At 74.2% G+C, this 22,434-nt stretch carries 19 protein-coding genes and 2 pseudogenes; 11 read left to right on the plus strand and 10 right to left on the minus strand.

The genetic code is table 11. From position 1 onward, the window contains the following. Positions 1-63 precede the first annotated feature (63 nt). Complete coding sequence (locus tag PV343_RS02375) at positions 64-1,503, plus strand: GNAT family N-acetyltransferase (protein ID WP_415923440.1); 1,440 nt, start codon at positions 64-66, stop codon at positions 1,501-1,503. Positions 1,504-1,943: 440 nt separating this feature from the next. Here the strand turns inward: PV343_RS02375 and PV343_RS02380 are convergent, their stop codons facing one another. After that, a complete protein-coding gene (locus tag PV343_RS02380) occupies positions 1,944-3,143 on the minus strand; it encodes a trans-sulfuration enzyme family protein (RefSeq protein ID WP_319145059.1) in 1,200 nt (399 codons plus the stop codon). Between the two features lie 60 nt (positions 3,144-3,203). Between PV343_RS02380 and PV343_RS02385 the strand changes: the two genes are divergently transcribed. Both PV343_RS02385 and PV343_RS02390 read left to right on the plus strand, forming a co-directional pair. Then, entirely contained in the window at positions 3,204-3,683 is a 480-nt protein-coding gene (locus PV343_RS02385; protein WP_020938641.1) for an Lrp/AsnC family transcriptional regulator, read from the plus strand. A gap of 58 nt (positions 3,684-3,741) precedes the next feature. Beyond that, a complete protein-coding gene (locus PV343_RS02390) occupies positions 3,742-5,433 on the plus strand; it encodes a DUF885 domain-containing protein (protein WP_319145060.1) in 1,692 nt (563 codons plus the stop codon). A 10-nt stretch (positions 5,434-5,443) separates the two neighbouring features. Here the strand turns inward: PV343_RS02390 and PV343_RS02395 are convergent, their stop codons facing one another. Then, positions 5,444-6,286, minus strand: coding sequence for an SDR family oxidoreductase (locus PV343_RS02395; protein ID WP_319145061.1), 843 nt, complete (start codon positions 6,284-6,286; stop codon positions 5,444-5,446). A 403-nt stretch (positions 6,287-6,689) separates the two neighbouring features. Here PV343_RS02395 and PV343_RS02400 point away from each other — a divergent pair, with 403 nt between their 5' ends. The 4 genes from PV343_RS02400 (at position 6,690) to PV343_RS02415 (ending at position 10,472) form a co-directional block, all read left to right on the plus strand. After that, positions 6,690-7,403, plus strand: coding sequence for a hypothetical protein (locus tag PV343_RS02400; RefSeq protein WP_319145062.1), 714 nt, complete (start codon positions 6,690-6,692; stop codon positions 7,401-7,403). 171 nt (positions 7,404-7,574) lie between these two features. After that, positions 7,575-7,817: a ferredoxin gene (locus PV343_RS02405; RefSeq protein ID WP_319145063.1), complete on the plus strand. Its 243-nt coding sequence runs from the start codon at positions 7,575-7,577 to the stop codon at positions 7,815-7,817. Next, complete coding sequence (locus PV343_RS02410) at positions 7,807-9,198, plus strand: NAD(P)/FAD-dependent oxidoreductase (RefSeq protein WP_319145064.1); 1,392 nt, start codon at positions 7,807-7,809, stop codon at positions 9,196-9,198. Before PV343_RS02405 ends, PV343_RS02410 begins: the two co-directional genes overlap by 11 nt. A 35-nt stretch (positions 9,199-9,233) precedes the next feature. Continuing rightward, entirely contained in the window at positions 9,234-10,472 is a 1,239-nt protein-coding gene (locus PV343_RS02415; protein ID WP_319145065.1) for a cytochrome P450, read from the plus strand. Between the two features lie 147 nt (positions 10,473-10,619). On the opposite strand, the gene PV343_RS02420 is transcribed toward PV343_RS02415, so the two are convergent. Beyond that, positions 10,620-11,096, minus strand: coding sequence for a rhodanese-like domain-containing protein (locus PV343_RS02420; RefSeq protein ID WP_319145066.1), 477 nt, complete (start codon positions 11,094-11,096; stop codon positions 10,620-10,622). 94 nt (positions 11,097-11,190) lie between these two features. Between PV343_RS02420 and PV343_RS02425 the strand changes: the two genes are divergently transcribed. Next, positions 11,191-11,637, plus strand: a complete 447-nt coding sequence (locus tag PV343_RS02425) for an Lrp/AsnC family transcriptional regulator (protein WP_319145067.1) — start codon at positions 11,191-11,193, stop codon at positions 11,635-11,637. 34 nt (positions 11,638-11,671) lie between these two features. Here PV343_RS02425 and PV343_RS02430 read toward each other — a convergent pair whose 3' ends face one another. From PV343_RS02430 to PV343_RS02455, 6 genes and pseudogenes are all read right to left on the minus strand, one after another. After that, positions 11,672-14,662, minus strand: coding sequence for an SMC family ATPase (locus PV343_RS02430; protein WP_319145068.1), 2,991 nt, complete (start codon positions 14,660-14,662; stop codon positions 11,672-11,674). After that, a complete protein-coding gene (locus PV343_RS02435; protein WP_319145069.1) occupies positions 14,659-15,822 on the minus strand; it encodes an exonuclease SbcCD subunit D in 1,164 nt (387 codons plus the stop codon). The genes PV343_RS02430 and PV343_RS02435 overlap by 4 nt, the downstream gene beginning before the upstream one ends. 131 nt (positions 15,823-15,953) lie before the next feature. After that, entirely contained in the window at positions 15,954-16,580 is a 627-nt protein-coding gene (locus tag PV343_RS02440; protein ID WP_319145070.1) for a YigZ family protein, read from the minus strand. Positions 16,581-16,644: 64 nt separating this feature from the next. Next, a complete protein-coding gene (locus PV343_RS02445; RefSeq protein ID WP_319145071.1) occupies positions 16,645-17,262 on the minus strand; it encodes a SixA phosphatase family protein in 618 nt (205 codons plus the stop codon). After that, a pseudogene (locus tag PV343_RS02450) lies at positions 17,259-17,678 on the minus strand (hypothetical protein); the annotation flags it as partial. The gene PV343_RS02445 and the pseudogene PV343_RS02450, both read right to left, overlap by 4 nt. A gap of 330 nt (positions 17,679-18,008) precedes the next feature. Continuing rightward, positions 18,009-18,374, minus strand: a pseudogene (locus PV343_RS02455) (hypothetical protein); the annotation flags it as partial. A gap of 162 nt (positions 18,375-18,536) precedes the next feature. Between PV343_RS02455 and PV343_RS02460 the strand changes: the two are divergent. Next, a complete protein-coding gene (locus PV343_RS02460) occupies positions 18,537-18,944 on the plus strand; it encodes a CoA-binding protein (protein WP_319145072.1) in 408 nt (135 codons plus the stop codon). 203 nt (positions 18,945-19,147) lie between these two features. Further along, positions 19,148-20,800, plus strand: a complete 1,653-nt coding sequence (locus PV343_RS02465; protein ID WP_319145073.1) for an APC family permease — start codon at positions 19,148-19,150, stop codon at positions 20,798-20,800. A 90-nt stretch (positions 20,801-20,890) separates the two neighbouring features. Here PV343_RS02465 and PV343_RS02470 read toward each other — a convergent pair whose 3' ends face one another. Then, a complete protein-coding gene (locus tag PV343_RS02470) occupies positions 20,891-21,259 on the minus strand; it encodes an ArsR/SmtB family transcription factor (protein ID WP_319145074.1) in 369 nt (122 codons plus the stop codon). A gap of 65 nt (positions 21,260-21,324) precedes the next feature. Here PV343_RS02470 and PV343_RS02475 point away from each other — a divergent pair, with 65 nt between their 5' ends. Further along, a complete protein-coding gene (locus PV343_RS02475; protein ID WP_319145075.1) occupies positions 21,325-22,431 on the plus strand; it encodes a cation diffusion facilitator family transporter in 1,107 nt (368 codons plus the stop codon). Positions 22,432-22,434 lie beyond the last annotated feature (3 nt).

Here is a 22,434-nt window from a genome sequence, read left to right on the forward strand (position 1 = left end):
CGGTCACAGAACGTTCGTGATCACGCAACACCGTTCCTTCACAGTGGCTGCATGACTCCAGACATGTCTCAGTCGAACCGGTCCCGGCACGGACGGCCCGTGCACCACTGGCGGCGCGATCTCGTCGAGCTCGCCGCCCTGTTCACGGCGGTCGCGGTGGCGGACGCGGTGGCGAACCTGATCGGGCACGGGCCCGACGGTCCGGCACTGCTGGTGATCTCGGCCCTGGCGCTGGCCGCGACGGCGGGCTTCCACACCTGGTGGGCCCGCCGCCACGGCCACGCACCGCCGCCCGCCGGTGATACCGGCGCCCGGCCGGCCGCCGAGGGGCGGCCGGCCGGGCACTCGCCGGAGGCAGACCCCTCGGAGCAGGACGGGGACGCGGCGAGCACGCTGTGGCGGATGCGGACGACGGTGAAGGACGAGCCGGGCTCGCTGGCCGCGCTCTGCGCGGCGCTGGCCGGGCGGCGGGTCGATATCCTGAGCCTGCAGACGCACCCGCTGGCCGACGGCACGGTCGACGAGTTCCTGCTGCGCGCGCCGCGGTCGCTGGTGGCGGACGAGATCACCCGGGCGGTCTCGCAGGCCGGGGGCGCGTCCACGTGGATCGAGCGGGCCGACGCCCACGACCTGGTGGACGCGCCGACCCGGGTCCTCGGTCTCGCCACCCGCACAGCGCTGGACCCGGCGGAACTGCCGCTGACGCTGCGGCAGTTGCTGGGCCGGTGCACGATCCGCTCGCTGCCGGCGAAGCCGGCCGGCGGCGGCCGCGGGCCGGAGCCCGTGCCGGTGGAGGGCGCCCTGGAGGACACCGTCATGCGGCTGCGGGCACCGGAGGGCGGCGTGATCACCGTCGAGCGGCCGTATCTGCCGTTCACGCCGACCGAGTTCGCGCGGGCCCGGGCCCTGGTGGAGCTGGACAGCCGGCTCGGACCGCGCATCCCGGACGGCCAGGACGTGCTGACGCTGCCCGAGGGGAACGACATCACGGTGCGCCGGGTGGACACCGGCGACCTGGCGGCGGCCCGGGCGATGCACGAGCGGTGCTCCAAGCGCACCCTCGACATGCGCTACCACGGGCCCGTGGGCGACGCCGACCGCTACCTGAACCACCTGCTCAGCCCCCGCTTCGGGCGGACGCTGGCCGCGCAGACCCCCTCGGGGCGCGTCGTCGGCCTCGGCCATCTGCTGTGGGACGGCGACGAGACGGAGGTCGCCCTGCTGGTCGAGGACACCTGGCAGCGGCGCGGAGTCGGCGCCGAACTGCTGGGCCGGCTGGTGGCGATGGCGGTGGAGGCGGGCTGCGAGAGCGTGTACGCGGTGACGCAGGCGTCCAACACCGGGATGGTCGCCGCGATGCGCGGCCTGGGGCTGCCCCTCGACTACCAGATCGAGGAGGGCACCCTGGTGGTCACCGCCCGCCTCAGCGCCGCACCGGCGCCCACGCTGCCGCAGTACGACACGAGCGCACAGCGCCTCGGCGGCGCGGGACGCCACGACTGACCCCGGGCCGCCGAGAACCTGGCTGACCGGGGCCCGGCGAACGGCTCGGCCGGCGGCTTGCCGGCCCCTCGACGGACGGCGTCCGGGTGGCTTGGCAGACGACTCGCCGAACGGCTGCCGGGAGACCCGGCGGACAGATCTCCGAACGACCCGGCGGCTGGCACGGCAGACAGCTCGCCGAACGGCGCGGATGGCCCGGCGAACGGCTCGGCCGGCGGCTTGCCGGCCCCTCGACGGACGGCGGCCGCACGGCTTGCCGAGCGGCCCGGCGCCGACGGCCCGACGGACAGCCCCGACGGACAGCCCGCCGAACGATGGGGCGGGCAGGCCGCCGAACGATGGGGCGGGCAGGCCGCCGAGCGAAGGGGCGGGCAGGCCGCCGAGCGAAGGGGCGGACGGCCCGGCGGTCACCCGCCGGGCCGTCTTCGTGCGCAACCCCGTCAGCGCACGGCTTCCCGCAGCGGTACCAGTGTGCGGTTCCGCTCCCCCAGGGCGTGATCGAGGTCGGCCCACAGGTCGTCGACGTCCTCCAGGCCCACGGACATCCGCAGCAGCTTGTCGCTCACCCCGGCCCCGCGCCGGTCGTCGGCGTCGACGATGCGGTGGCTGATGGAGGCGGGGTGCTGGATGAGGGTGTCGACGCTGCCCAGGCTCACCGCCGGGGTGATCAGCCCGACCCGGGAGATGACCTCGTGCGGGTCGCCGTGCACCTCGAAGGCGACCATCGCGCCGCCCAGACGCGGGTAGTGCACGCGGGCCACGCGCGGGTCGGCGGCGAGCCGGCCGGCGAGTTCGGCGGCGCTCGCCGAGGCGGCCCGGACCCGGACCGGCAGCGTGGACAGGCCCCTGAGCAGCAGGTAGCCGGCCAGCGGGTGCAGGACACCTCCTGTGGCGAAACGTATCTTCCGAAGCTGTCCGGCGAACTCCTCGTCGCAGGCGACGACGCCGGCCAGCACGTCGCCGTGGCCACCGAGGTACTTGGTGGCGCTGTGCAGCACCAGACGCGCGCCGTGTTCGGCGGGACGCTGCAGGACGGGCGTGGCGAAGGTGTTGTCGGCCAGCAGCGGCACCTGCCCGCAGGAGTGGGCGACGGCCCGCAGGTCGACCTCGGCGAGCGTGGGGTTGGCCGGGGACTCGACCATCACCAGACCGGTGTCGGGGCGCAGCGCGTCCGCGATCCCGGCCGGGTCGGTCCAGGTCACCTCGGAGCCGAGGAGCCCGGCGGTCAGCAGGTGGTCGCTGCATCCGTACAGGGGCCGTACCGCCACGACGTGGCGCAGGCCGAGGGCGGAGCGGGCGAGGAGGACCGCGCTGAGCGCCGCCATGCCGCTGGCGAAGGCGACGGCGGACTCGGTGCCCTCCAGCTTGGCCAGGGCGGTCTCGAAACGGGCGACGGTCGGGTTGCCGAGGCGGCCGTAGATCGGCGGTCCGTCCGGGTCGGCGCCGTCGGTGGCGAAGGCGTCGATGCGCGCGGCCTCCCCACGGCTGTCGTACGAGGGGTAGGTGGTGGACAGATCGATGGGCGGGGCGTGCAGGCCCTGGCGGGCGAGGTCGTCGCGGCCGGCGTGGACGGCCTCGGTGGCCAGTGCTCTCGATGCGGTGCGTACGTCGTCGTAGGCACCCGTGCTCGCTGTGTCCATGGGCGGAAGAGTGAACAGTGAACGGTTCACCGGAATCGAACGCCGTGCTACGTTCGGCCAATGGCCGAATCTGTCGTACTGGATCCGGTGGACCTCCATCTGCTGCGCCTGCTGCAGAACGACGCCCGGACCACCTACCGCGATCTCGCCGCCCAGGTGGGTGTCGCGCCGTCCACCTGTCTGGACCGGGTGACCCGGCTGCGCCGCTCCGGTGTGATCCTCGGCCACCAGTTGCGACTGGACCCGGCGAAGCTGGGGCGCGGTCTGGAGGCCCTGCTGTCGGTGCAGGTCAGACCGCACCGGCGGGAGCTGGTGGGACCGTTCGTGGAACGTATCCGCGCGCTGCCGGAGTCGCGGACCGTGTTCCATCTGACCGGACCGGACGACTACCTGGTGCACGTGGCCGTGGCGGACATGACCGATCTGCAGCGGCTGGTGCTGGACGAGTTCACGGCGCACCGGGAAGTGGCCCGGGTGGAGACCCGGTTGATCTTCCAGCAGTGGGACTGCGGGCCGCTGCTGCCCCCGGCCACGCCCTGAGCGGAATCCCGCGATACGCGGGTGACGCGGCCGCGGTCGCCGTACGAGGATGGGCGGCATGTCTGAGATCCGGATCTTGCTGCCCCGTCAGGTCGCCGACGCCTACGTGGACGACCTCATCGCCGTCGACCCCGTCACCGGTACCTACCTGGGCGTGAAGGAAAGTTCGAACAGGCTGCCCGACTACTCCCCGCAGGGCCAGGAGGCCCTGGCCGAGCTGGCGCGGGCGACCCTCGCGCGGCTCGACGAGGCGGAGCGGCAGCCCGGCGCGGACAGCGACGTCGAGCGCCGTTGCGCCCGGCTGCTGCGCGAGCGACTGACCGCCGAACTCGCCGTGCACGACGCCGACGAGCACCTGCGCGCGGTCGGCAACATGCACACGCCGGGACACTCGGTGCGGGACGTCTTCACCGTGATGCCGGCGCAGACCGAGGAGGACTGGAGCGCGATCGCCGCGCGGCTGCGCGCGGTGCCGGCCGCGCTCGCGGGCTACCGGCAGTCCCTCGAGCTGGGTCTGGAGCGCAAGCTGTACGCGGCGCCCCGCCCGACCGCGACCTTCGTCGAGCAGCTCACCGAGTGGGCGGACACCGACGGTCACGGCCGCGGCTGGTTCGAGGACTTCGCCGCCGCGGGCCCGGACGCGCTGCGCGCCGAGCTGGACGAGGCGGCGCGCACGGCGACCGCGGCCGTCGCGGAGCTGCGCGACTGGATGCGGGACGTGTACGCGCCGGCGGTCGAGGACGCCCCGAACACCGTGGGCCGCGAGCGGTACGCGCGCTGGTCCCGCTACTTCAACGGCACCGACCTGGACCTGGACGAGGCGTACGCGTACGGCTGGTCGGAGTTCCACCGCATCCTCGGCGAGATGCGGCAGGAGGCCGAGAAGATCCTGCCCGGCGCCGAGACGCCGTGGGTGGCGCTCGCGCACCTGGACGAGCACGGCCGGCACATCGAGGGTGTCGAGGAGGTCCGGGAGTGGCTGCAGGGCCTGATGGACCGGGCCATCGCGGACCTGGACGGCACCCACTTCGAACTCGCCGAGCGGGTACGGCGGGTGGAGTCGCGCATCGCCCCGCCCGGCGGTGCCGCCGCCCCGTACTACACGCCGCCCTCGGAGGACTTCTCCCGGCCCGGCCGGACCTGGCTGCCGACCATGGGCCTGACCCGGTTCCCGGTGTACGACCTGGTGTCGACCTGGTACCACGAGGGTGTGCCCGGCCACCACCTCCAGCTCGCGCAGTGGGCGCACGTGGCCGAGGACCTCTCCCGCTACCAGGCCGGCGTCGGCGGGGTCAGCGCCAACGCCGAGGGGTGGGCGCTGTACGCGGAGCGCCTGATGGACGAGCTGGGTTACCTGACCGACGCCGAGGTGCGCCTCGGCTACCTGGACGCGCAGATGATGCGGGCGGCCCGGGTCATCGTGGACATCGGCATGCACCTGGAGCTGGAGATCCCGGCGGACTCGCCGTTCCACCCCGGGGAGCGCTGGACGCCGGAGCTGGCGCAGGAGTTCTTCGGCGCGCACAGCAGCCGGCCGGCGGACTTCGTCGAGAGCGAGCTGACCCGGTACCTGACCATCCCCGGCCAGGCGATCGGCTACAAGCTCGGTGAGCGGGCCTGGCTGCTGGGCCGTGCGAACGCCCGGGAACGGCACGGCGACGCCTTCGACCTGAAGGCGTGGCACATGGCGGCCCTGTCGCAGGGTTCGCTCGGCCTGGACGACCTGGTGGACGAGCTGTCCCGGCTCTGATCCCGCCGGGTCAGCGACGGAAGCCGCCCTCGGAGTTGACGACCTCGCCGGTGACCCAGCCCGCCTCGTCCGTGGCCAGCCACGCGATCAGCCGGGCCGGGTCGTCGGGCTGCCCCCAGCGTCCGGCGGGGAACCGCGCGGCCACGGCCGCGTGGTCGGCCCCGGTGGCGTACCCCGTGTCGACAGGGCCGGGGTTGACGGTGTTCACCGTGATCCCCTGCCCGGCGAGGGCCGTCGCCAGGGAGCGGGTGACGGAGGCCAGGGCGCCCTTCTGCAGGGCGTAGGCGATCTCGTCGGGCATCCCGCCCGCGATGTCCTGTCCTGAGGTCATCATCACCACGCGCCCGCCCGCAGTCCCCTGCGGGAGCCGGGCGCGCGCACGGGCGTACGCCTGGACGAGCAGCAGGACCGAGCGGGTGTCGACCGCCCAGTGGGCGTCCAGCATCGCCGCGTCGATCTCGTCCAGGGTGCCGTCGGAGCCGCTCAGGGCGTGGTTGGCGACGAGGATGTCGAGCCGGCCGAACTCCGCCACGACCGCGTCGACCAGCCGGGCCGGTGCCGCCGGGTCGGACAGGTCGCCGGGTCCGGAGGTGACCCGGGCCGCCGGGTCGGCGAGCGCCTCGCGCACGGAGCCGGTGACGGCCTCGACGCTGTCGGCGCCCCAGGGCATCGCGGCGTCGTGCGGCACATGGTGGTGCAGATGGACGCTCGCCCCGTACGCGGCCAGCCGCCGGGCCACCGCGTGCCCGATGCCGGCCCGCCTGCTGACGCCGGTGACGAGCGCGGTACGGCCGCGCAGGGGCAGGGGGTCGCGGCGCAGTTCGCCGGGGCTGGGCGCAAGGGAGTCGGGCACGGACGGTCACGCTAGCGGTACGGCCGCGCGGGGCGCGAGCGGATTCGGCCGACTCCCGGGGAACGGCCCGCCCCCTTCCTTTCGGCGCCGGAGCCCGCACGGATGCCGGGGCCCGTGCGAGGCCGGCACCTGCGCGGACGCGGAGGTCCGTGCCGGGGCCGGTGCCTGCGCGGACGCCGGGGCCCGTGCGAGGCCGGCACCTGCGCGGACGCGGAGGTCCGTGCCGGGGCCGGTGCCTGCGCGGACGCCGGGGCCCGTGCAGGTGCCGGTTCCCGCTCGGACGCCGGTGCCGGTGGGACACCCGGGCCGGTGCCGGTCGGCCGTACGGCCGTCCCCCGGTGGCGCGGCTGCCGGGAAGGCGGCTTGCTGGTGTCCGGAGCCGACGTGAGGAGGCGGGCCGGGTATGCGGGCATTGGGGCCGGGGCGGCAGCCGCTGCAGACCCCGCGGGCCGCCGGGCTGGCCGGAGTGGTGTTCGCGCTGCTGCTGGCGGCGGCGATCGTGCTGGTCCGGCTGGGGATCCCGGAGGGCGCCGAGGCGGTCACCCCGCAGGGGTTCACGGACTCCACGCGGCGCGACGCGGTGCGCGCGGCCCTGGATCTGGTGCCGTTCGCCGGCATCTTCTTCCTGTGGTTCATCGGCGCTGTGCGGGCCCACGTGGGGCAGGTGGAGGACCGGTTCCTCGCCACCGTCTTCCTGGGCAGCGGACTGGTCTTCACCGCCACCCTGTTCGGCGGTGCGGCGGCGGCCGCCGCCGTCATGGCCCTGGCCCACCCCTCGGGTGCCCCGCCCTCGCTGCCCGCCTGGGACTTCGGCCGCCATTTCGCGTACACGTTGATGACCGGGTACGCGATGCGGATGGCGGGGGTCTTCGTGTGCTCGTTGTCGGTGATGGGACACCGCCTCGGCGTCCTGCCCCGCCCGCTGTCGGCCGTGGGGTTCCTGGCCGCCGCGGTGCTGCTGTTCGTCTCCTCCAACGTGCCGTGGTCGGAACTGGTCTTCCCCGCGTGGGCGCTGGTCGTCAGCGTGCACATCTTCGTGGTGGGCGGCCGGAACCGCTCCCGGGGTGAGCACGGGGCGTCCTCCGAGCCGTCCGCGCCCTCCGCGCCACCCGTGTGACCCCGCGGCTCCCCCGCGGTCGCGCCGCCTCACCCGGACGGCCCGGCCCGGAGGGCGGCGACCCGGCCCGGCTCCCATGCTGGCCAGCGGGACATGACCGTCGTCCGGGGATGGCCGCGCGCGACGTGGCGGTGCGCACCGGACCAGGCCACCGGAAGGGGCGGAGCGTCGATGAGGCTCGTCGTCGATCTCAACAAGTGTCAGGGGTACGCGCAGTGCGCGTTCCTCGCGCCCGACGTCTTCGCCATGCACGGCGAGGAGTCGCTGATCTACAACCCCCGGGCGGACGAGGAACAGCGCGAGCGGCTGGCACGCGCCGTCGCCGCCTGCCCGGTGCAGGCCATCACGGCCGACGGTCTGGACGGCGCGGGCGAGGGCACCGCCTCCGCCCGGGAGGCGTCCGATGCCCGCTGATCACGTGGAATGGATCCGGCGCGAGGGCCGCATCGTGATCGTGGGCGCCTCGCTGGCCGGGCTGCGCGCCGCCGAGACCCTGCGCGCCGAGGGGTTCACCGGCGAACTGACCCTGATCGGCGACGAACCGTACGAGCCGTACGACCGGCCGCCGCTGTCCAAGGCGGTGCTGCTGGGCATGGCCTCGCCGCGCCACACCGAGCTGCCCCACCGCCGGGAGATCGACGCGAAGTGGCGGCTCGGCGTCCCGGCCTCCGGCCTCGACCTGAGCGCCAAGCGGGTACGGCTGGCCGACGGCGACGAGGTCGAGTACGACCGGCTGCTCATCGCCACCGGTGTGCGGGCCCGGCCCTGGCCGAAGGAGGCGGAGGCGCGCCTTGACGGAGTCTTCCTGCTGCGCACCCGTGACGACGCGGCCAGGCTGCTGCAGAAGCTGAAGGCCGGGCCCCGCCGGGTGTTCATCATCGGCGCCGGGTTCGCCGGGTGCGAGGTGGCCTCAGCCTGCCGGGAGATGGGGCTCCAGGTCAGCATGGCGGAGCGCGCCGGTGCCCCGCTGGTGGGCGCGCTCGGCGGGGTGATCGGCGCGGTCGCGGCCGACCTGCAGACCGAGAACGGGGTGGACCTGCGCACCCGCGTCACGGTGACCGCGCTGGAGGGCGACACGTCCGGCAGGGTGCGGGCCGTCCACCTGTCCGACGAGAGCGTCGTCGAGGCCGACGTCGTGGTCGTCTCGCTCGGTTCGCTGCGCAACACCGAGTGGCTGACCGGGTCGGGGCTCGGCGCCGGGCCGCGCGGCATCGCCTGCGACGCGGGCTGCCGGGCCTTCGACTTCCGGGGCATCGTCACCGACGACGTGTTCGTCGCCGGTGACGTGGCCCGGTCGCCGCACGCGCTGTTCGGCTACCAGTTCCTCTCGCTGGAGCACTGGGGCAACGCCGTCGCCCAGGCGGAGACGGCCGCGCACAACATGATCTGCCGGGGCGCCGACCGCCGCCCGCACCTGTGGACGCCCGCGTTCTGGTCCTCGCAGTTCCGGGTGAACATCAAGTCGGTCGGGGTGCCGCCCATGGGCGACCAGATCATGATCACGCAGGGTTCCCTGGCCGAGCGCAGGTTCGTCGGTGTCTACGGGTACCAGGGCCGGATGATCGCCGCGGTCAGCTTCGACAACAACCGCTGGCTGGAGTTCTACCGGCGGCAGATCGAGCGCGGCGCCCCGTTCCCGGTGGAGTTCCCCACGATGGACCGGCGGCCCGAGGGCCGGCAACCCGTACCGGCCGACTTCCCCGACCCCTCCCTGCCGACCCACGGCCCCACCGTGACCCTGAGCGGCTACTCACCGGCCGACCAGCAGCTGGTATTCACCCCGGCCCGCCACTGACCGCCGCCGCGGCCTCGACGCCCCTAGGACTTGTCATGACGCAAGCCCCGCTGTTCCGCCAGATCACCGACTTCGCCAACCGCGCCGACCCGTATCCGCTGTACACGGAACTCCGTAAGACGCCGGTGCTGCACGAGGAGGAGGGCGGCCCCTACGTCGTCAGCTCCTACTACGACGTCGAGGCGTTGCTCCACGACCCCCGGGTCAGCTCCGACGCCGCCAACCTGGCCGCCTCCGAGGACGACGGGCTGGGCATGGGCGACGAGACGGGCGGACTGCCGCCGTCGTTCCTCCGTCTCGATCCGCCCGAGCACGACCGGCTGCGGCGCATCGCCAACAGCGCGTTCGGGCCGCCGCACCAGCCGCGCCGCATCGAGAACATGCGGGGCGAACTCGACGGCATCGTCACCGGCCTGATCGACGGCTTCGGGGACGCGCGAGAGGTCGACCTGGTCGACCAGTTCGCCTACCCGTTCCCGGTGACGGTGATCTGCCGGCTGCTCGGCGTGCCCCGCGAGGACGAGCCCCGGTTCCGGTCCTGGGTCGATCCGCTGGTCGCCACCCTCGACCCGGACACCCGGCGGAGCGCCGACCCGGAGTTCGTGAAGACCGCGCAGGAGGCGCGGATGCAGCTCGGCATGTACCTGGCCGGGCTGGTGGAGCAGCGCACCAAGGAGCCGCGGGACGACGTGCTCTCCGACCTGGCGAACAGCCGGGGCCCGGACGGCGCCATGACCATGATGGAGGTGCTGAGCACCGCGGTGCTGCTGCTGATCGCCGGGCACGAGACGACGGTCAACCTGATCACCAACGGCATGCTCACGCTGCTGCGCCACCCGGAGGTCCTGGGGCGGCTGCGGGAGGACCCGGGGCTGTCGGTGAGGATCGTGGAGGAACTGCTGCGCTACGAGCCGCCGGTGCAGATCGTGCCGCAGCGCACCTGCATCACCGACATCGAGCTGCGCGGCACGACCATCCCCAAGGGCTCGCGCATCTGGCTCATGATCGCGGCGGGCAACCGGGACCCGGAGCGGTTCAAGGAGCCCGACCGGTTCGACCCGGACCGCGAGGACATCCAGCACCTCGGGTTCGGCAGTGGCATCCATAGCTGCTTCGGCGCTCCCCTGGCCCGGCTGGAGACCCAGATCGCGCTGTCCGAGCTGGCCCGACGGCTGGAGAACCCTCGGCTGGTCGAGGACCCGCCGCCGTACCGGCCGAACGCGGTGCTGCGCGGCCCGCGCCATCTGAACGTCGCCTTCGACGGCCTGCGCTGACCGTTCCCACGGCCTGGGACGGGGCCGGGGTGACCGTGTGGCTCAGGGTGCCGGCCCGCTGAGCCGCACCAGTCCGACCCAGGTCTCCGGGTCCGGCCGCAGGTGGGCGGCGCGCACCAGATACGGGCCCGGTTCCACGGCCCGTTGTCAGCAGCCGCACTCGCCTGCCAGGGGCGCCGTCAGCGGGTCGGCGTCCCGGCGCGCCGGTCCCTGCCAGGTCTCGAAGGCGAAGCCCTCGCGCGCCCAGTACTCGAAGCCGCCGAGCATCTCCTTGACCTGGTAGCCGAGTTCGGCCAGGGCGAGGGCGGCGCGGGTGGCGCCGTTGCAGCCGGGGCCCCAGCAGTAGGTCACCACCGGGACGGACCTGTCGAGGAGTTGTCCGGCCTGCTCGGGGATGAGCGCGGTCGGCAGGTGGACGGCGCCGGGGACGTGCCCCTGGTCCCAGGACTCGGTGGAGCGGGAGTCGACCACGACGAAGCCGGGGTCGCCGCCGGCCGCGAGCGCGGCGGCGACGTCGGAGACGTCGGCGTGGAAGGCGAGGCTCGCCCGGAAGTAGGCCGCGGCCTCGGCGGGGGCGGCGGGGGCGGTGCGCAGGACGGGGTTCACGAAGGTGTCGGTGTTCATGCCAAAGAATCTACGGCCGGTCACCGTCCCGCTGAAGTGACGATCCACGGCCTGACCCTTGCCCGGCCGGGGATTCCCCTGCTATTCATCCAGGATGACCGCGTATTTCCCGGACGCCACCGACTGGCGCATTCTCGACGTCCTCCAGCGGGACGGCCGGGCCAGCTACGCCGAGCTGGCCCGCGAGGTCTCCATGTCACCGAGCGCCGTCACCGAACGGGTCAGGCGTCTGGAGGAGGCCGGCGTGATCCAGGGTTACGCGGCCGTCGTGGACCCCGAGCGACTGGGCCTCGCCATCATGGCGTTCGTGCGCCTGAGGTACCCGAACGGCAACTACAAGCCGTTCCACGACCTGGTCGCCGCGACCCCCGAGATCCTGGAGGCCCACCACGTGACGGGCGACGACTGCTTCGTCATCAAGGTCGCCGCACGCTCCATGTCCCACCTGGAAGAGGTCACCGGCCGCATAGGCACCCTCGGCTCCGTGACGACGAGCGTGGTGTACTCCTCCCCCCTGCCGCGCCGCGCCCTGGGCCGCTGACCTCGCACCCCCGCGCGCCGGCCGGGCAGGCGGGTCAGACGCCTCGCTGCCGCAGTGACGACCCCGATCTGCCCTTCACGACCTCCAGTTGGGCGTGGATGCGGCGGCGGAGGTCGGGGACGTGGCTGACGATGCCGACGCTGCGGTCCCGTTCGCGCAGGGAGTCCAGGACGTCGAGCACCTCGTCGAGGGTCTGGTCGTCGAGGCTGCCGAAGCCCTCGTCGATGAAGAGGGTGTCGAGGCGGACACCGCCGGCCTCGTCGGTGACGACGTCGGCGAGGCCCAGGGCGAGGGCGAGGGAGGCGAAGAAGGTCTCGCCCCCGGAGAGGCTGGCCGTGTCGCGTTCGCGGCCGGTCCAGGCGTCCACGACGTGCAGCCCGAGCCCGCTGCGGCCGCGCCCGGTGCGGTCGTCGGAGTGGACGAGGGTGTACCGCCCCGACGACATGCGCTGCAGCCGTACGGTGGCCGCGGCGGCGACCTGCTCCAGGCGGGCCGCCAGTACGTACGACTCCAGGCGCATCCTGCGTTCGTTGTCGGCGGAGGTGCCCGCGGTGAGGGCGGCCAGGCGGGCCACCCGGTCGTACTCCTCGCGCAGCGGGGCGAGCCGGCGCGCGCCCTCGGTGGCGCGGGCCGAGAGCCGGTCCAGCTCGGTGCGGCAGCGGTCCGCCGCGTCGCACGCGGAGGCGGCGTCGCGCAGCCGCCGTTCGCTCCCGGCCGCCGCCCGCTGTGCCGCGGCGAGGTCGGCGGGCGGCTGCTGGGCGGCGGCAGCGGTGTCGGCCTCGGCCAGCATGGCGCGCACGGCCGCCTCCTCGGACTGCCAGGCGTCCAGGCGGTGTTGCAGCTCGCGGTGGGCCGCGTCGTCCAGCAGGGCGGCAGCCGCGGCCTGCGGGGTCTCGAAGCCCGCGCGGTAGGCGGCGTCGGCGAGGCGGGCGTCGGCGTCCTTGAGCCGCTGGGCGGTGTCCTCGGCGGTGCGCGCGGCGTCGGCTGCGTCGGTGAGCTGCCCGGCCAGCCGCTCCAGTTGCGCGGCACGGACGGCGACGCTGGCCGCGCTCCCCCGCGCCTGCGCCAACTCCTCCTGGAGTGCGGACTGTTCGCGCTCCAGCGTCTCGCGCCGGGTGAGCCGGGACGCGGTCCGTACGGCGGCCTGCTGGCGGTCGGCCTGGCGCCGCTCGCGCTCCTGCTCGGCGCGCCGCAACTCCTCGTGGGCGGTGTGCAGGCCGGTGGCGGCGCGACGGGCGCGCTCGTACTCCTGCTCCAGTTCGTCGGCCTCGGCGGCGAGCCGCTCGGTGGGGGTGTCTCCGGCCTCGGCGGTGGCCGCGGCCAGGGCCTCGCGCACCACGCCGAGGCGCCGTTCGTCCTCCGCCTGCCGCTCGCCGGCCCGCTGGTGGGCGGCCAGCGCGCGCTCCTCTGCGTCGCGGTCGACGTGCCCGGCGACCTTGCGGGCGGGCGCGGGGTGTTCGGTGGCTCCGCAGACGGCGCACGGCTCGCCGTCGGTGAGGTGGGCGGCCAGTTCGGCGGCGATGCCGGTCAGGCGCTGTTCCTTGAGGTCGAGCCAGTGCGCGCGGGTGTCGAGGGTGTGCTGGGCGGAGGCGTGGGCGCGGCGCCGCGCCTGCTCCAGGTCGGCGGCCAGTTCGTCGCGGGTGCGGGCCGCGTGGAGGCGGCGGCGTGCGGGGTCGCGCCGGACGGCGAGCTGTTCGGCGCGGGTGGCCGCTTCCTGGGCGGTGTCGATGCGGGTCTGGAGGCCGGCACGGGTGGTGTCCCACTCGGCGAGCCAGGCGTCGGCCTCGCGCAACACCTCCTCGTCGGCCCGTTCCTGCCGGTCGAGGCCGGCCCGTTCCCCGGCCAGTTCGGTGAGCCGCTGTTCGGCGCGCCGGGCGGACTCCAGGCCGCCCAGCTCCTCGGCGGCGCGGCGGGCGGCGGCGGCGAGGCCCGCTGGGCCGGCGCCGGCGTGCTCCTCGGGGAGCGCCAGGCGCAGGCGCGCCTCGGTCGCGGCGGCGGCGCGGTGCTCGGCCTCGGCGGCCTCCCGCAGGTCGAGCGCGGGTGCGACGTTCTCCGCCTTGCGGGCGCGCCGCATGCGCTCCTGCGCCTCGTCGTGGGCGCCGGCCCGTTCCCTGAGCAGCTCGGCCCGCCGCCGCGCCTCGGTGAACCGGCTCTGCAGCCGGGCGAGTTCGCGTGCGTCGTCCAGGGTGCGCAGGGCCGCGGCATGGCCGGACTCGGCGGCGGTGAGGCGGCACCGGGCGACGGTGAGGCGCTCCCGTGCGGTGCTGCGGGCCACGGCTGCGGCGCCGAGGACGGCCTCGGCGAGGCCGGGGTCGCCGGGGCTCAGCTCGGGCAGCTCCATGGCGTCGCCCGCCTCCTGCTGCATGCGGTGCGCGTCGGCGAGCAGGCCGGCGTCGCCCTCCCGCACCCGGGCCTCGGTGGCACGGCGGCGTTCGGCGAGCCGCTTCTCCACGTCGGCGAAGCGCTGGGTGTCGAAGAGGCGGCCCAGCAGGCGGCCGCGGGCCTCGGCGTCGGCGCGCAGGAAGCGCGCGAAGTCGCCCTGGGGCAGCAGTACGACCTGGCAGAACTGCTCGCGGCTCATGCCGAGGAGCTGGGTGATCTCCTCGCCGATCTCCTGGTGGGAGCGGCTGAGGTCCTTCCAGGCGCGGGCCGGGGCGTCGTACTCGCGCAGCCAGGTCTGGGCCTTGTCGACGGTCAGGCCCGTGCCGCGCAGCTTGGGCCGTTCCCACGGCGGCTGCCGGGTGATCTCCAGCCGGCGCCCGGCGACGGTGAGTTCGAGGCGGATCTCGGTGCGGGTGCGGGGCTCGGCGTGGTCGCTGCGCAGGTTCATGCCCTGGCCGCTCTGCCGGGCGCCGGGCACGGAGCCGTAGAGCGCGTAGCAGACGGCGTCCAGGACGGAGGTCTTGCCCGCGCCGGTGGGGCCGTGCAGCAGGAACAGTCCGGCGGCGGACAGCGCGTCGAAGTCGACGCTCCGGGAGCCGCCGAAGGGGCCGAAGGCGGTGATGTCGAGCCGGTGCAGCCTCATCGGGCCACCTCCCGCAGGGCGTCGTCGGCGCGCACGGCGTCGAAGGCCTCGCGCAGCACGGCGCTCTCCCGCTCGTCGGGGCCGGCGCCGCGCACGTGGGCGACGAAGTCGTGGGCGATCTGCTGGTCGCTGCGGCCGGCGAGCCGCCGGGCGTAGGAGACCGCGGGGTCGTCCGGTGCCCGTTCCGGGGCGAAGACGAGGCTGAGGGTGTGCGGGAAGCGCTCGGCGAGCCGGGCCATGGGGTCGGCCGGGCGTACCGGGTCGGTGAGCGTGGCCTCCACCCAGGCGTCCTCGTGGCGGGCGAGGGCGGGGTCGGCGAGCAGGTCCTCCAGGGTGCCGCGGATGCGGGCGAGCGGGCGCGGCACGGGGCAGTCGAGGCGCTCGGCGGTGACCGAGCCGTCGGCGGCCAGGTCGACGAGCCACATGCTCTTGCGGTGATCGGCCTCGGAGAAGGAGTACGCGAGCGGGGAGCCCGAGTAGCGGACGCGCTCGGTGAGGGTCTGGCAGCCGTGCAGATGGCCGAGCGCCACGTAGTCGACGCCGTCGAAGACTCCGGACGGGACGGCGGCGACCCCGCCGACGGTGATGTCCCGCTCGCTGTCGCTGGCCTTGCCGCCGGTGACGAAGGCGTGGGCGAGGACGACGGACCGGGTGCCGGCGGCTCGGGTGGCGAGGTCGGCGCGGACGCGGTCCATGGCGGCGGCGAGCACCGTCTCGTGGCCGGCCCGCTCCACCTCGAACTCGTCCTTGGCCAGGGCCGGTTCGAGGTACGGCAGTCCGTAGAAGGCGACGTCCCCGTGGGCGTCGGACAGTACGACGGGGGTACCGGCGGCGGCCGGTTCGGTGCGCAGGTGGATGCCCGCGCGGTCGATGAGTCCGGCGCCGACGCCGAGCCGGCGCGCCGAGTCGTGGTTGCCGGAGATCATCACCGTGGGCACGTCGAGGTCGGCCAGGCGGTGCAGGGCGTCGTCGAACAGCTCGACCGCCGCGAGCGGGGGCACCGCGCGGTCGTACACGTCGCCGGACACGACCACCGCGTCGACCGCGTACTCACGCACGGTCGTGACGAGGTGACCGATGAACCCGGCCTGGGCCCCGAGCATGTTCACCCGGTGGAAGGCCCGGCCGAGGTGCCAGTCGGACGTGTGCAGGACTCTCATGATCCCCGAGACTAACGGCCGGGTCCGACATCACGGGCGGTTACTCCCGTATCAGACCGTCACACCCCGGCCTGTTGTCGGGCGTTATGTCCGATTGGCTGCTTAAGTCGCCCTTGTGCGTGACGCGAACCTCACGCGTCCCCGTAGGCCTCCCCGCCGAGTTCGAAGCCGGCCGTGCCCGCCGTCACGTCGGCGAGCCAGCCGCGGAAGGCGTCCACTTCGGAGTCCGGCAGCCCGATCTCGATCGTGACGGCCTCGCCGTAGCGGACGTCCCGGACCTCGCGCCCGGTGGACCGCAGGTCGTTCTCGACCTTGCCGGCGCGCTGGTGGTCGACGGTCACGGTGGCCAGCCGGAAGCGGCGCCGGGTCAGGGTGCCCAGGACGTCCAGGGCCTCGCCCACCGCGCCGCCGTAGGCGCGGATGAGACCGCCGGCGCCGAGCTTGACGCCGCCGTAGTAGCGGGTGACGACGGCGACGACGTACCGCATCTCGCGGCGCAGCAGCATCTGGAGCATGGGCACGCCCGCGGTGCCGCCCGGCTCGCCGTCGTCGCTGGCCTTCTGCACGGAGGCGTCGGCGCCGATGACGTACGCCCAGCAGTTGTGCGTGGCGTCGGCGTGCTCCTTGCGAACGGCGGCGACGAACTCCTGGGCCTCGCGCTCGGTGGCCGCGGGGGCGAGGGCGCACAGGAAGCGGGAGCGGTTGATCTCGATCTCGTGCATGCCCGAGCGGGCGACTGTGCGGTACTCGTCCTGCATTCCGCCAGCCTATGCGAGGGCCGGCCCGCCTCATGATCGCGGTGCCGGTCGCCCTCCGGCCCCGCTACGTGCCGCCCTTGCCGCCTTTGTCGTTCTTATCGTTCTTGTCGCCCTTGCCGTCCTTGAGGCCCTTGCCCCTCTCGGCGTGCTTCCCGCGGGGCACGGTGAACGACGTCAGCAGGGCCGCGCCCGGGGCGAGGGCGGGCCAGCCGGTGCCGCGCCAGGCCAGCACGGCGATCGCGCAGGTCGGGAACTTCACGCCGACCCGCTCGACCGTGTCGTCCAGACCGTCGCCGGCCAGTCGCAGGACCAGCTCCTCCAGTCCCGGGTTGTGGCCCACCAGCAGCAGCGTCTCCACCTCGCGGGGCACCTCGTGCACGACGTCGAGCAGGTCGGGCACGTCGGCCGCGTACAACCGCCGGTCGTAGCGCACCGGCGGTGGTGTGCCCCACTGCGCGGCGGCCAGCTCCCAGGTGCGGCGGGCGCGCACGGCGGTGGAGCACAGGGCGAGGTCGGGCAGGGCATCGCTCTCGGCGAGGAACCGTCCGGCGGCCGGGGCGTCGCGCAGACCGCGCGGCGCGAGCGGACGCCGGTGGTCGACGACCCCCTCGGGCCACGCGGACTTGGCGTGCCGCAGAACGACCAGCCGGCGCAGCGGGCCCGCGCCCGCCCGCTCGATCACGGCAGGCTCCCGAGGTCACGGGCAAGGTCGAGGGCGAGCAGCCGGTCCGCGTACACGTACGTCTCGAACCGGGCCCCGTCGGGCAGCCCCGGCGCGTCCGCCACGTCCCGCAGCACGGCCAGCACCCCGGGCAGGTCGAGATCGTCCTCCCAGGCCGCCCGCAGCCGCACCCGTACCTCCTCGGGCACCGGCCGGGACGGCTGCCGGGCCCACCCGGCGACCGCGCGCCGCCACCCGGCCAGGGTCCGCGCGGCCTCCGCGAGCCCGGCCGCGTCCAGCCGCACCGGCACCCCGCGCGGCACGGACAACAGACTCAGACGCAGCGCGGTGGGGTCGGCGAGGAGGGCCGCGAGGTCGCCGGGCGTCACGTCGTCCGGAACGGCGGCGGGCGCGGCCGGGCCGTCGGCGGGCGGTGAGGCGTCGGGAGTGGCGAGACCTGCGGGCGCGGCTGGGCTGTCGCCGGGCGGTGCGGCATCCGGGGAGGCCGAACCGGCGGGCGGAGCCGGGCCGTCGCCAGGCAGTGCGGCGCCCGGGGTGGCGGGCGCGGCCGGGACGGCGGCGGGTCTCGGTCCGTCCGCCTCCCCCGGTTCGCCGTCGGCCGCGCCACTCTCGCCGTCGGCCTGGCGCGCCTCGGCGCCCGCCGCCCGCACGTCGGCATCGACCGCCGGGACCTCCCCACCGGTCGGCCCCACCTCGCCGTCGGCCACGACCGGCCCCACGGCGACCGTGTCCGCCCCCGCCCGGGCCCAGATCACCGGTGCCACGGCGAGGAGGGGGCCCTCGCCCGGCGAGGCCTGGGCGTCCTGGGCCACCACGTGGATCACCTGTGCCTCCCCGAGGCCCGACGCGACGTCGCGGCCGTCCTCGAAGGGGCGGATGGCCAGGGTGGTGGCGGCCGTGCGCAGCTCGGCCGGCCGGTTCGGGGCGGTGAGTATCGCCCAGACGGGGGTGCCGCCGAGTTCCAGGGCGCGGACCAGGAGGTCGGCGGTGAGGAGTACGCGCAGCGCCGTCGGGTCGAGGCCCGAGGCGTACGCCTCGATGCGGGTCAGGCCGCGGCGGGCGGGCGCGGCGGCGACGGGCTCACCGGTTCGGGCGTCGAGGATGCGCAGCACGGCCCGAGCGTAGGCGTGCGGGCGGCCGTACGCGGGCACCTTGCGCCGATTCCGGTCACCGTGGCGGGGTACCGGGGGGAATCCGCACCTGCCGGACGCTGTTGCGACGACGACAGATTCCCGAGACTCCCGCGCGTTCCCGCGCGACCGGAGGAGGCAGCCGTGTACGGCGACGAAGCGACGATCCGCAGGATCCTGACCGAGCTGGGTGACACCTGGGCGGTGGTCGGCCTGTCGTCGAACCGGAACCGGGCCGCGTACGGGGTGGCGCAGGTGCTCCAGCGCTTCGGCAAGCGGGTCGTGCCCGTGCACCCCAAGGCGGAGACGGTGCACGGCGAGCAGGGGTACGCCTCGCTCGCGGACATCCCCTTCGAGGTGGACGTGGTGGACGTCTTCGTCAACAGCGATCTCGCGGGCGCGGTGGCCGACGACGCCGTCACGAAGGGCGCGAAGGCGGTCTGGTTCCAGCTCGACGTGGTGGACGAGGCCGCCTACGGGCGGGTCCGGGCCGCGGGGCGGGACATGGTAATGGATCGGTGCCCGGCCATCGAAATTCCACGCCTCGCATAGCCTGTCTCACTGTCTTCTCACAATTCCCCGCTGAATATTGACATTCTGGTCTACCGTCTGACCTGTGCAGAGACCGTTCCCAAGACAGGCAAGATCCTGAGTCAAGTTTTCGGAAACTCTCTTCTGTAAGTGCGGAAAGCTTTCCTAGCCTGTGGCGTCCTTGCTCGTTAATCCTGCGTTTACGATCTGAGAGGCCACTTGACATGGCGAAAGTCGACCATGCCGCGCCCATAGCCGCGAAGGACCAGAGCGGCGGCCCAGGCGGCGGCCTGCGCCGCGACGTCGGCCTGATCGGTCTGATGTGGGCCTCCGTGGGTTCCATCATCGGTTCCGGCTGGCTGTTCGGCGCCGAGAAGGCGGTCGTGGTAGCGGGCCCCGCGGCGATCATCTCGTGGGTGATCGGCGCGGTGGCCATCGTGCTGCTGGCGCTCGTGCACGCCGAACTCGGCGGCATGTTCCCGGTGGCCGGCGGCACGGCCCGCTACCCGCACTACGCCTTCGGCGGCCTGGCCGGCATGTCCTTCGGCTGGTTCTCCTGGCTCCAGGCCGCGACGGTCGCGCCGATCGAGGTCGAGGCCATGATCGGCTACGCCAAGCACTGGCAGTGGGCCGAAGGACTGCAGCGCGCCAACGGCACGCTCACGACCAGCGGCATCGTCGTCGCCGTCGTCCTGATGGCCCTCTTCGTCGCGGTCAACTTCCTCGGCGTCCGGGTCCTGGCCCACACCAACAGCGCCGCCACCTGGTGGAAGATCGCCGTCCCCCTCGCGGCGATCTTCGTCATCGCCATCGGCAACTTCCACCCGGGCAACTTCACCTCGGAGGGCTTCGCGCCCTTCGGCGCCAAGGGCGTCCTCGCCGCCATCAGCTCCAGCGGCATCATCTTCGCCCTGCTCGGCTTCGAGCAGGCGATCCAGCTCGCCGGCGAGAGCCGCAACCCCAAGCGTGACCTGCCCCGCGCGACCCTCGGTTCCGTCGCCATCGGCTCGGTGATCTACATCCTGCTCCAGGTCGTGTTCATCGTCGCCCTGCCGCACAGCTCCTTCGCGCACGGCTGGGGCAAGCTCGACTTCCCGGGCATCAGCGGCCCCTGGGCCGGTCTGGCCACCCTCGTGGGCCTCGGCTGGCTGAGCGTCGTCCTGTACGCCGACGCGATCATCTCCCCCGGTGGCACCGGCCTGATCTACACCACCGCCACCTCCCGCATCTCCTACGGCCTGGCCAAGAACGGCTACGCGCCGAAGCTGTTCGCGAAGACGGACTCGCGCGGTGTGCCGTGGTTCGGCCTCATCGTCTCGTTCGTGACCGGCGTGGTCTGCTTCCTGCCGTTCCCGAGCTGGCAGGAGCTGGTCAGCTTCATCACCTCCGCGAGCGTGCTGATGTACGCGGGCGCGCCCCTGGCGTACGGCGTCTTCGCCGACCGTCTGCCGCACCACGAGCGCCCGTACCGCCTGCCCTTCGGCAAGGTCATCTCGCCGCTGTCCTTCGTGGTCGCCAACCTGATCATCTTCTGGTCGGGCTGGGACACCCTGTGGCGGCTCGGCTTCGCGATCCTGCTCGGCTACGTGCTGCTCGGCTCCTACGCCTGGTACGCCGTCCGCAAGAACCTGCCCGACGCGCCCCGGCTGGACTTCAGGGCCGCGCAGTGGCTGCCCGGCTACCTCGTCGGCCTCGGTGTGATCTCCTACCTGAGCACCTTCGGCGGCGACGGCACCATCCCGCTGTACTGGGACATCCTGGTCGTCGCGGCGTTCTCGCTCGGCATCTACTACTGGGCCAAGGCCACCGCGTCGAAGCCCGAGGCGATCGAGCGCAGCATCGAGGAGGTCGTGGTCACGGACGCTCCGGCGCACTGACCACACACGACCGCTGACGGTGTCCCGTCGGCCGCGGCACTCCGCCGTGGCCGGCGGGACACCGTCGTCATGAGGGACCGCTCCGGCCTTTCAGGAGGTCTGCGTCCCGCCGGCCCGCTCGGCCAGGCGATGGTCGGCCACCTTCAGGGCCTCGTCGACCAGGCGCCGCAGATGGCCGTCGCGCAGCGCGTAGACCACGCGGCGGCCCTCCTTGCGGGTGGTCACCAGACCCGCGAGGCGCAGCCGGGCCAGGTGCTGGCTGACAGCGGGACGGGCCGCGGCGCACGCCTCGGTGAGGGTGGTCACGTCGGCCTCTCCGGCCGTGAGGGCGTGCAGCAGGGTGAGCCGGGTCCGGTCACCGAGCAGGGCGAGGAGCTCGGCGGCGACGGCGAACTGGGTGTCGCCAGGGGTGCGCGGCTGCGCATGATGCGCAGGTGATAGGTGCATGCGTGCGCTCATACGCACATAATGGCTCCGTGGGCGCCCCCGCGTCCACCTCCCGGCACCCCCGGAAGGGGATTCACGTGAGCGAGCGGCACACACACCACCCGAGTGGCGGGCACCGACATCACCATGACGGACACGCGCCCCACGGCCACGGCCACGACGACCACCATGGCCACAGCCACCCCTCCCCCGGTTCCCCCGGCCTCCGCCACCGACTCGGCCATCTCCTCACCCCCCACTCGCACGCGAGCGCCGACAAGGTGGACGCCGCGCTGGAGTCCTCGGCGCGCGGGATGCGCGCGCTGTGGGTGTCGCTGGCCGTGCTGGGCGCGACCGCGCTGGTCCAGGCGGTGGTGGTCGTCGTCTCGGGTTCGGTGGCCCTGCTCGGGGACACCGTGCACAACGCGGCGGACGCGCTGACCGCCGTACCGCTGGGCATCGCGTTCGTGCTGGGCCGGCGGGCGGCGACCCGGCGGTTCACCTACGGCTACGGGCGGGCCGAGGACCTCGCGGGTCTGGTGATCGTGCTGACCATCGCCGCCTCCGCAGCTTTCGCGGCCTGGGCGGCCGCCGAGCGGCTGCTCGACCCGCGTCCGGTCGCGCACGTGCCGGCGGTCGCGGCGGCCGCGCTCGCGGGGTTCGCGGGCAACGAGTGGGTGGCCCGGCACCGGATCGGGGTGGGCCGGGAGATCGGCTCGGCCGCGCTGGTCGCCGACGGGCTGCACGCCCGCACGGACGGCTTCGCCTCGCTCGCCGTGCTGCTCGGCGCGGGCGGATCGGCCCTGGGGTGGCGCTACGCCGACCCGGTCGTGGGTCTGGCGATCACCGCGGCGATCGTCCTGGTGCTGCGGGACGCCGCGCGGGAGGTGTTCCGGCGGGTGCTGGACGCCGTCGACCCGGCGCTGGTGGACCGGGCCGAGCAGGCGGTGCGGACGGTGCCGGGCGTGCGCGAGGTGGGCGAGCTGCGGCTGCGGTGGATCGGGCACCGGCTGCGCGCCGAGCTCACGGTCGTGGTCGACGGCGAGGCCACGGTGCGGCGGGCGCACGCGATCGCCGTCGAGGCCGAGCACGCCCTGCTGCACGCCGTGCCGGGACTGACGGCCGCCCTGGTGCACGCGGACCCGGCCCCGGCGCCGGGCGAACGGGACCCGCACCTGGCGCTGGCCCATCATCTGACGGCCTGACCT

Source organism: Streptomyces sp. WI03-4A (assembly GCF_033792105.1).
GTDB lineage: Bacteria > Actinomycetota > Actinomycetes > Streptomycetales > Streptomycetaceae > Streptomyces > Streptomyces collinus_A.

What these genes read in the sequence shown, in the direction of transcription:
- PV343_RS02375 (WP_415923440.1), top strand. Translation starts at nt 64, where the DNA reads ATGTCTCAGTCGAACCGGTCCCGGCACGGACGGCCCGTGCACCACTGG.
- PV343_RS02380 (WP_319145059.1), bottom strand. Translation starts at nt 3,143, where the DNA reads ATGGACACAGCGAGCACGGGTGCCTACGACGACGTACGCACCGCATCG.
- PV343_RS02385 (WP_020938641.1), top strand. Translation starts at nt 3,204, where the DNA reads ATGGCCGAATCTGTCGTACTGGATCCGGTGGACCTCCATCTGCTGCGC.
- PV343_RS02390 (WP_319145060.1), top strand. Translation starts at nt 3,742, where the DNA reads ATGTCTGAGATCCGGATCTTGCTGCCCCGTCAGGTCGCCGACGCCTAC.
- PV343_RS02400 (WP_319145062.1), top strand. Translation starts at nt 6,690, where the DNA reads ATGCGGGCATTGGGGCCGGGGCGGCAGCCGCTGCAGACCCCGCGGGCC.
- PV343_RS02405 (WP_319145063.1), top strand. Translation starts at nt 7,575, where the DNA reads ATGAGGCTCGTCGTCGATCTCAACAAGTGTCAGGGGTACGCGCAGTGC.
- PV343_RS02410 (WP_319145064.1), top strand. Translation starts at nt 7,807, where the DNA reads ATGCCCGCTGATCACGTGGAATGGATCCGGCGCGAGGGCCGCATCGTG.
- PV343_RS02415 (WP_319145065.1), top strand. Translation starts at nt 9,234, where the DNA reads ATGACGCAAGCCCCGCTGTTCCGCCAGATCACCGACTTCGCCAACCGC.
- PV343_RS02420 (WP_319145066.1), bottom strand. Translation starts at nt 11,096, where the DNA reads ATGAACACCGACACCTTCGTGAACCCCGTCCTGCGCACCGCCCCCGCC.
- PV343_RS02425 (WP_319145067.1), top strand. Translation starts at nt 11,191, where the DNA reads ATGACCGCGTATTTCCCGGACGCCACCGACTGGCGCATTCTCGACGTC.
- PV343_RS02430 (WP_319145068.1), bottom strand. Translation starts at nt 14,662, where the DNA reads ATGAGGCTGCACCGGCTCGACATCACCGCCTTCGGCCCCTTCGGCGGC.
- PV343_RS02435 (WP_319145069.1), bottom strand. Translation starts at nt 15,822, where the DNA reads ATGAGAGTCCTGCACACGTCCGACTGGCACCTCGGCCGGGCCTTCCAC.
- PV343_RS02440 (WP_319145070.1), bottom strand. Translation starts at nt 16,580, where the DNA reads ATGCAGGACGAGTACCGCACAGTCGCCCGCTCGGGCATGCACGAGATC.
- PV343_RS02465 (WP_319145073.1), top strand. Translation starts at nt 19,148, where the DNA reads ATGGCGAAAGTCGACCATGCCGCGCCCATAGCCGCGAAGGACCAGAGC.
- PV343_RS02470 (WP_319145074.1), bottom strand. Translation starts at nt 21,259, where the DNA reads ATGAGCGCACGCATGCACCTATCACCTGCGCATCATGCGCAGCCGCGC.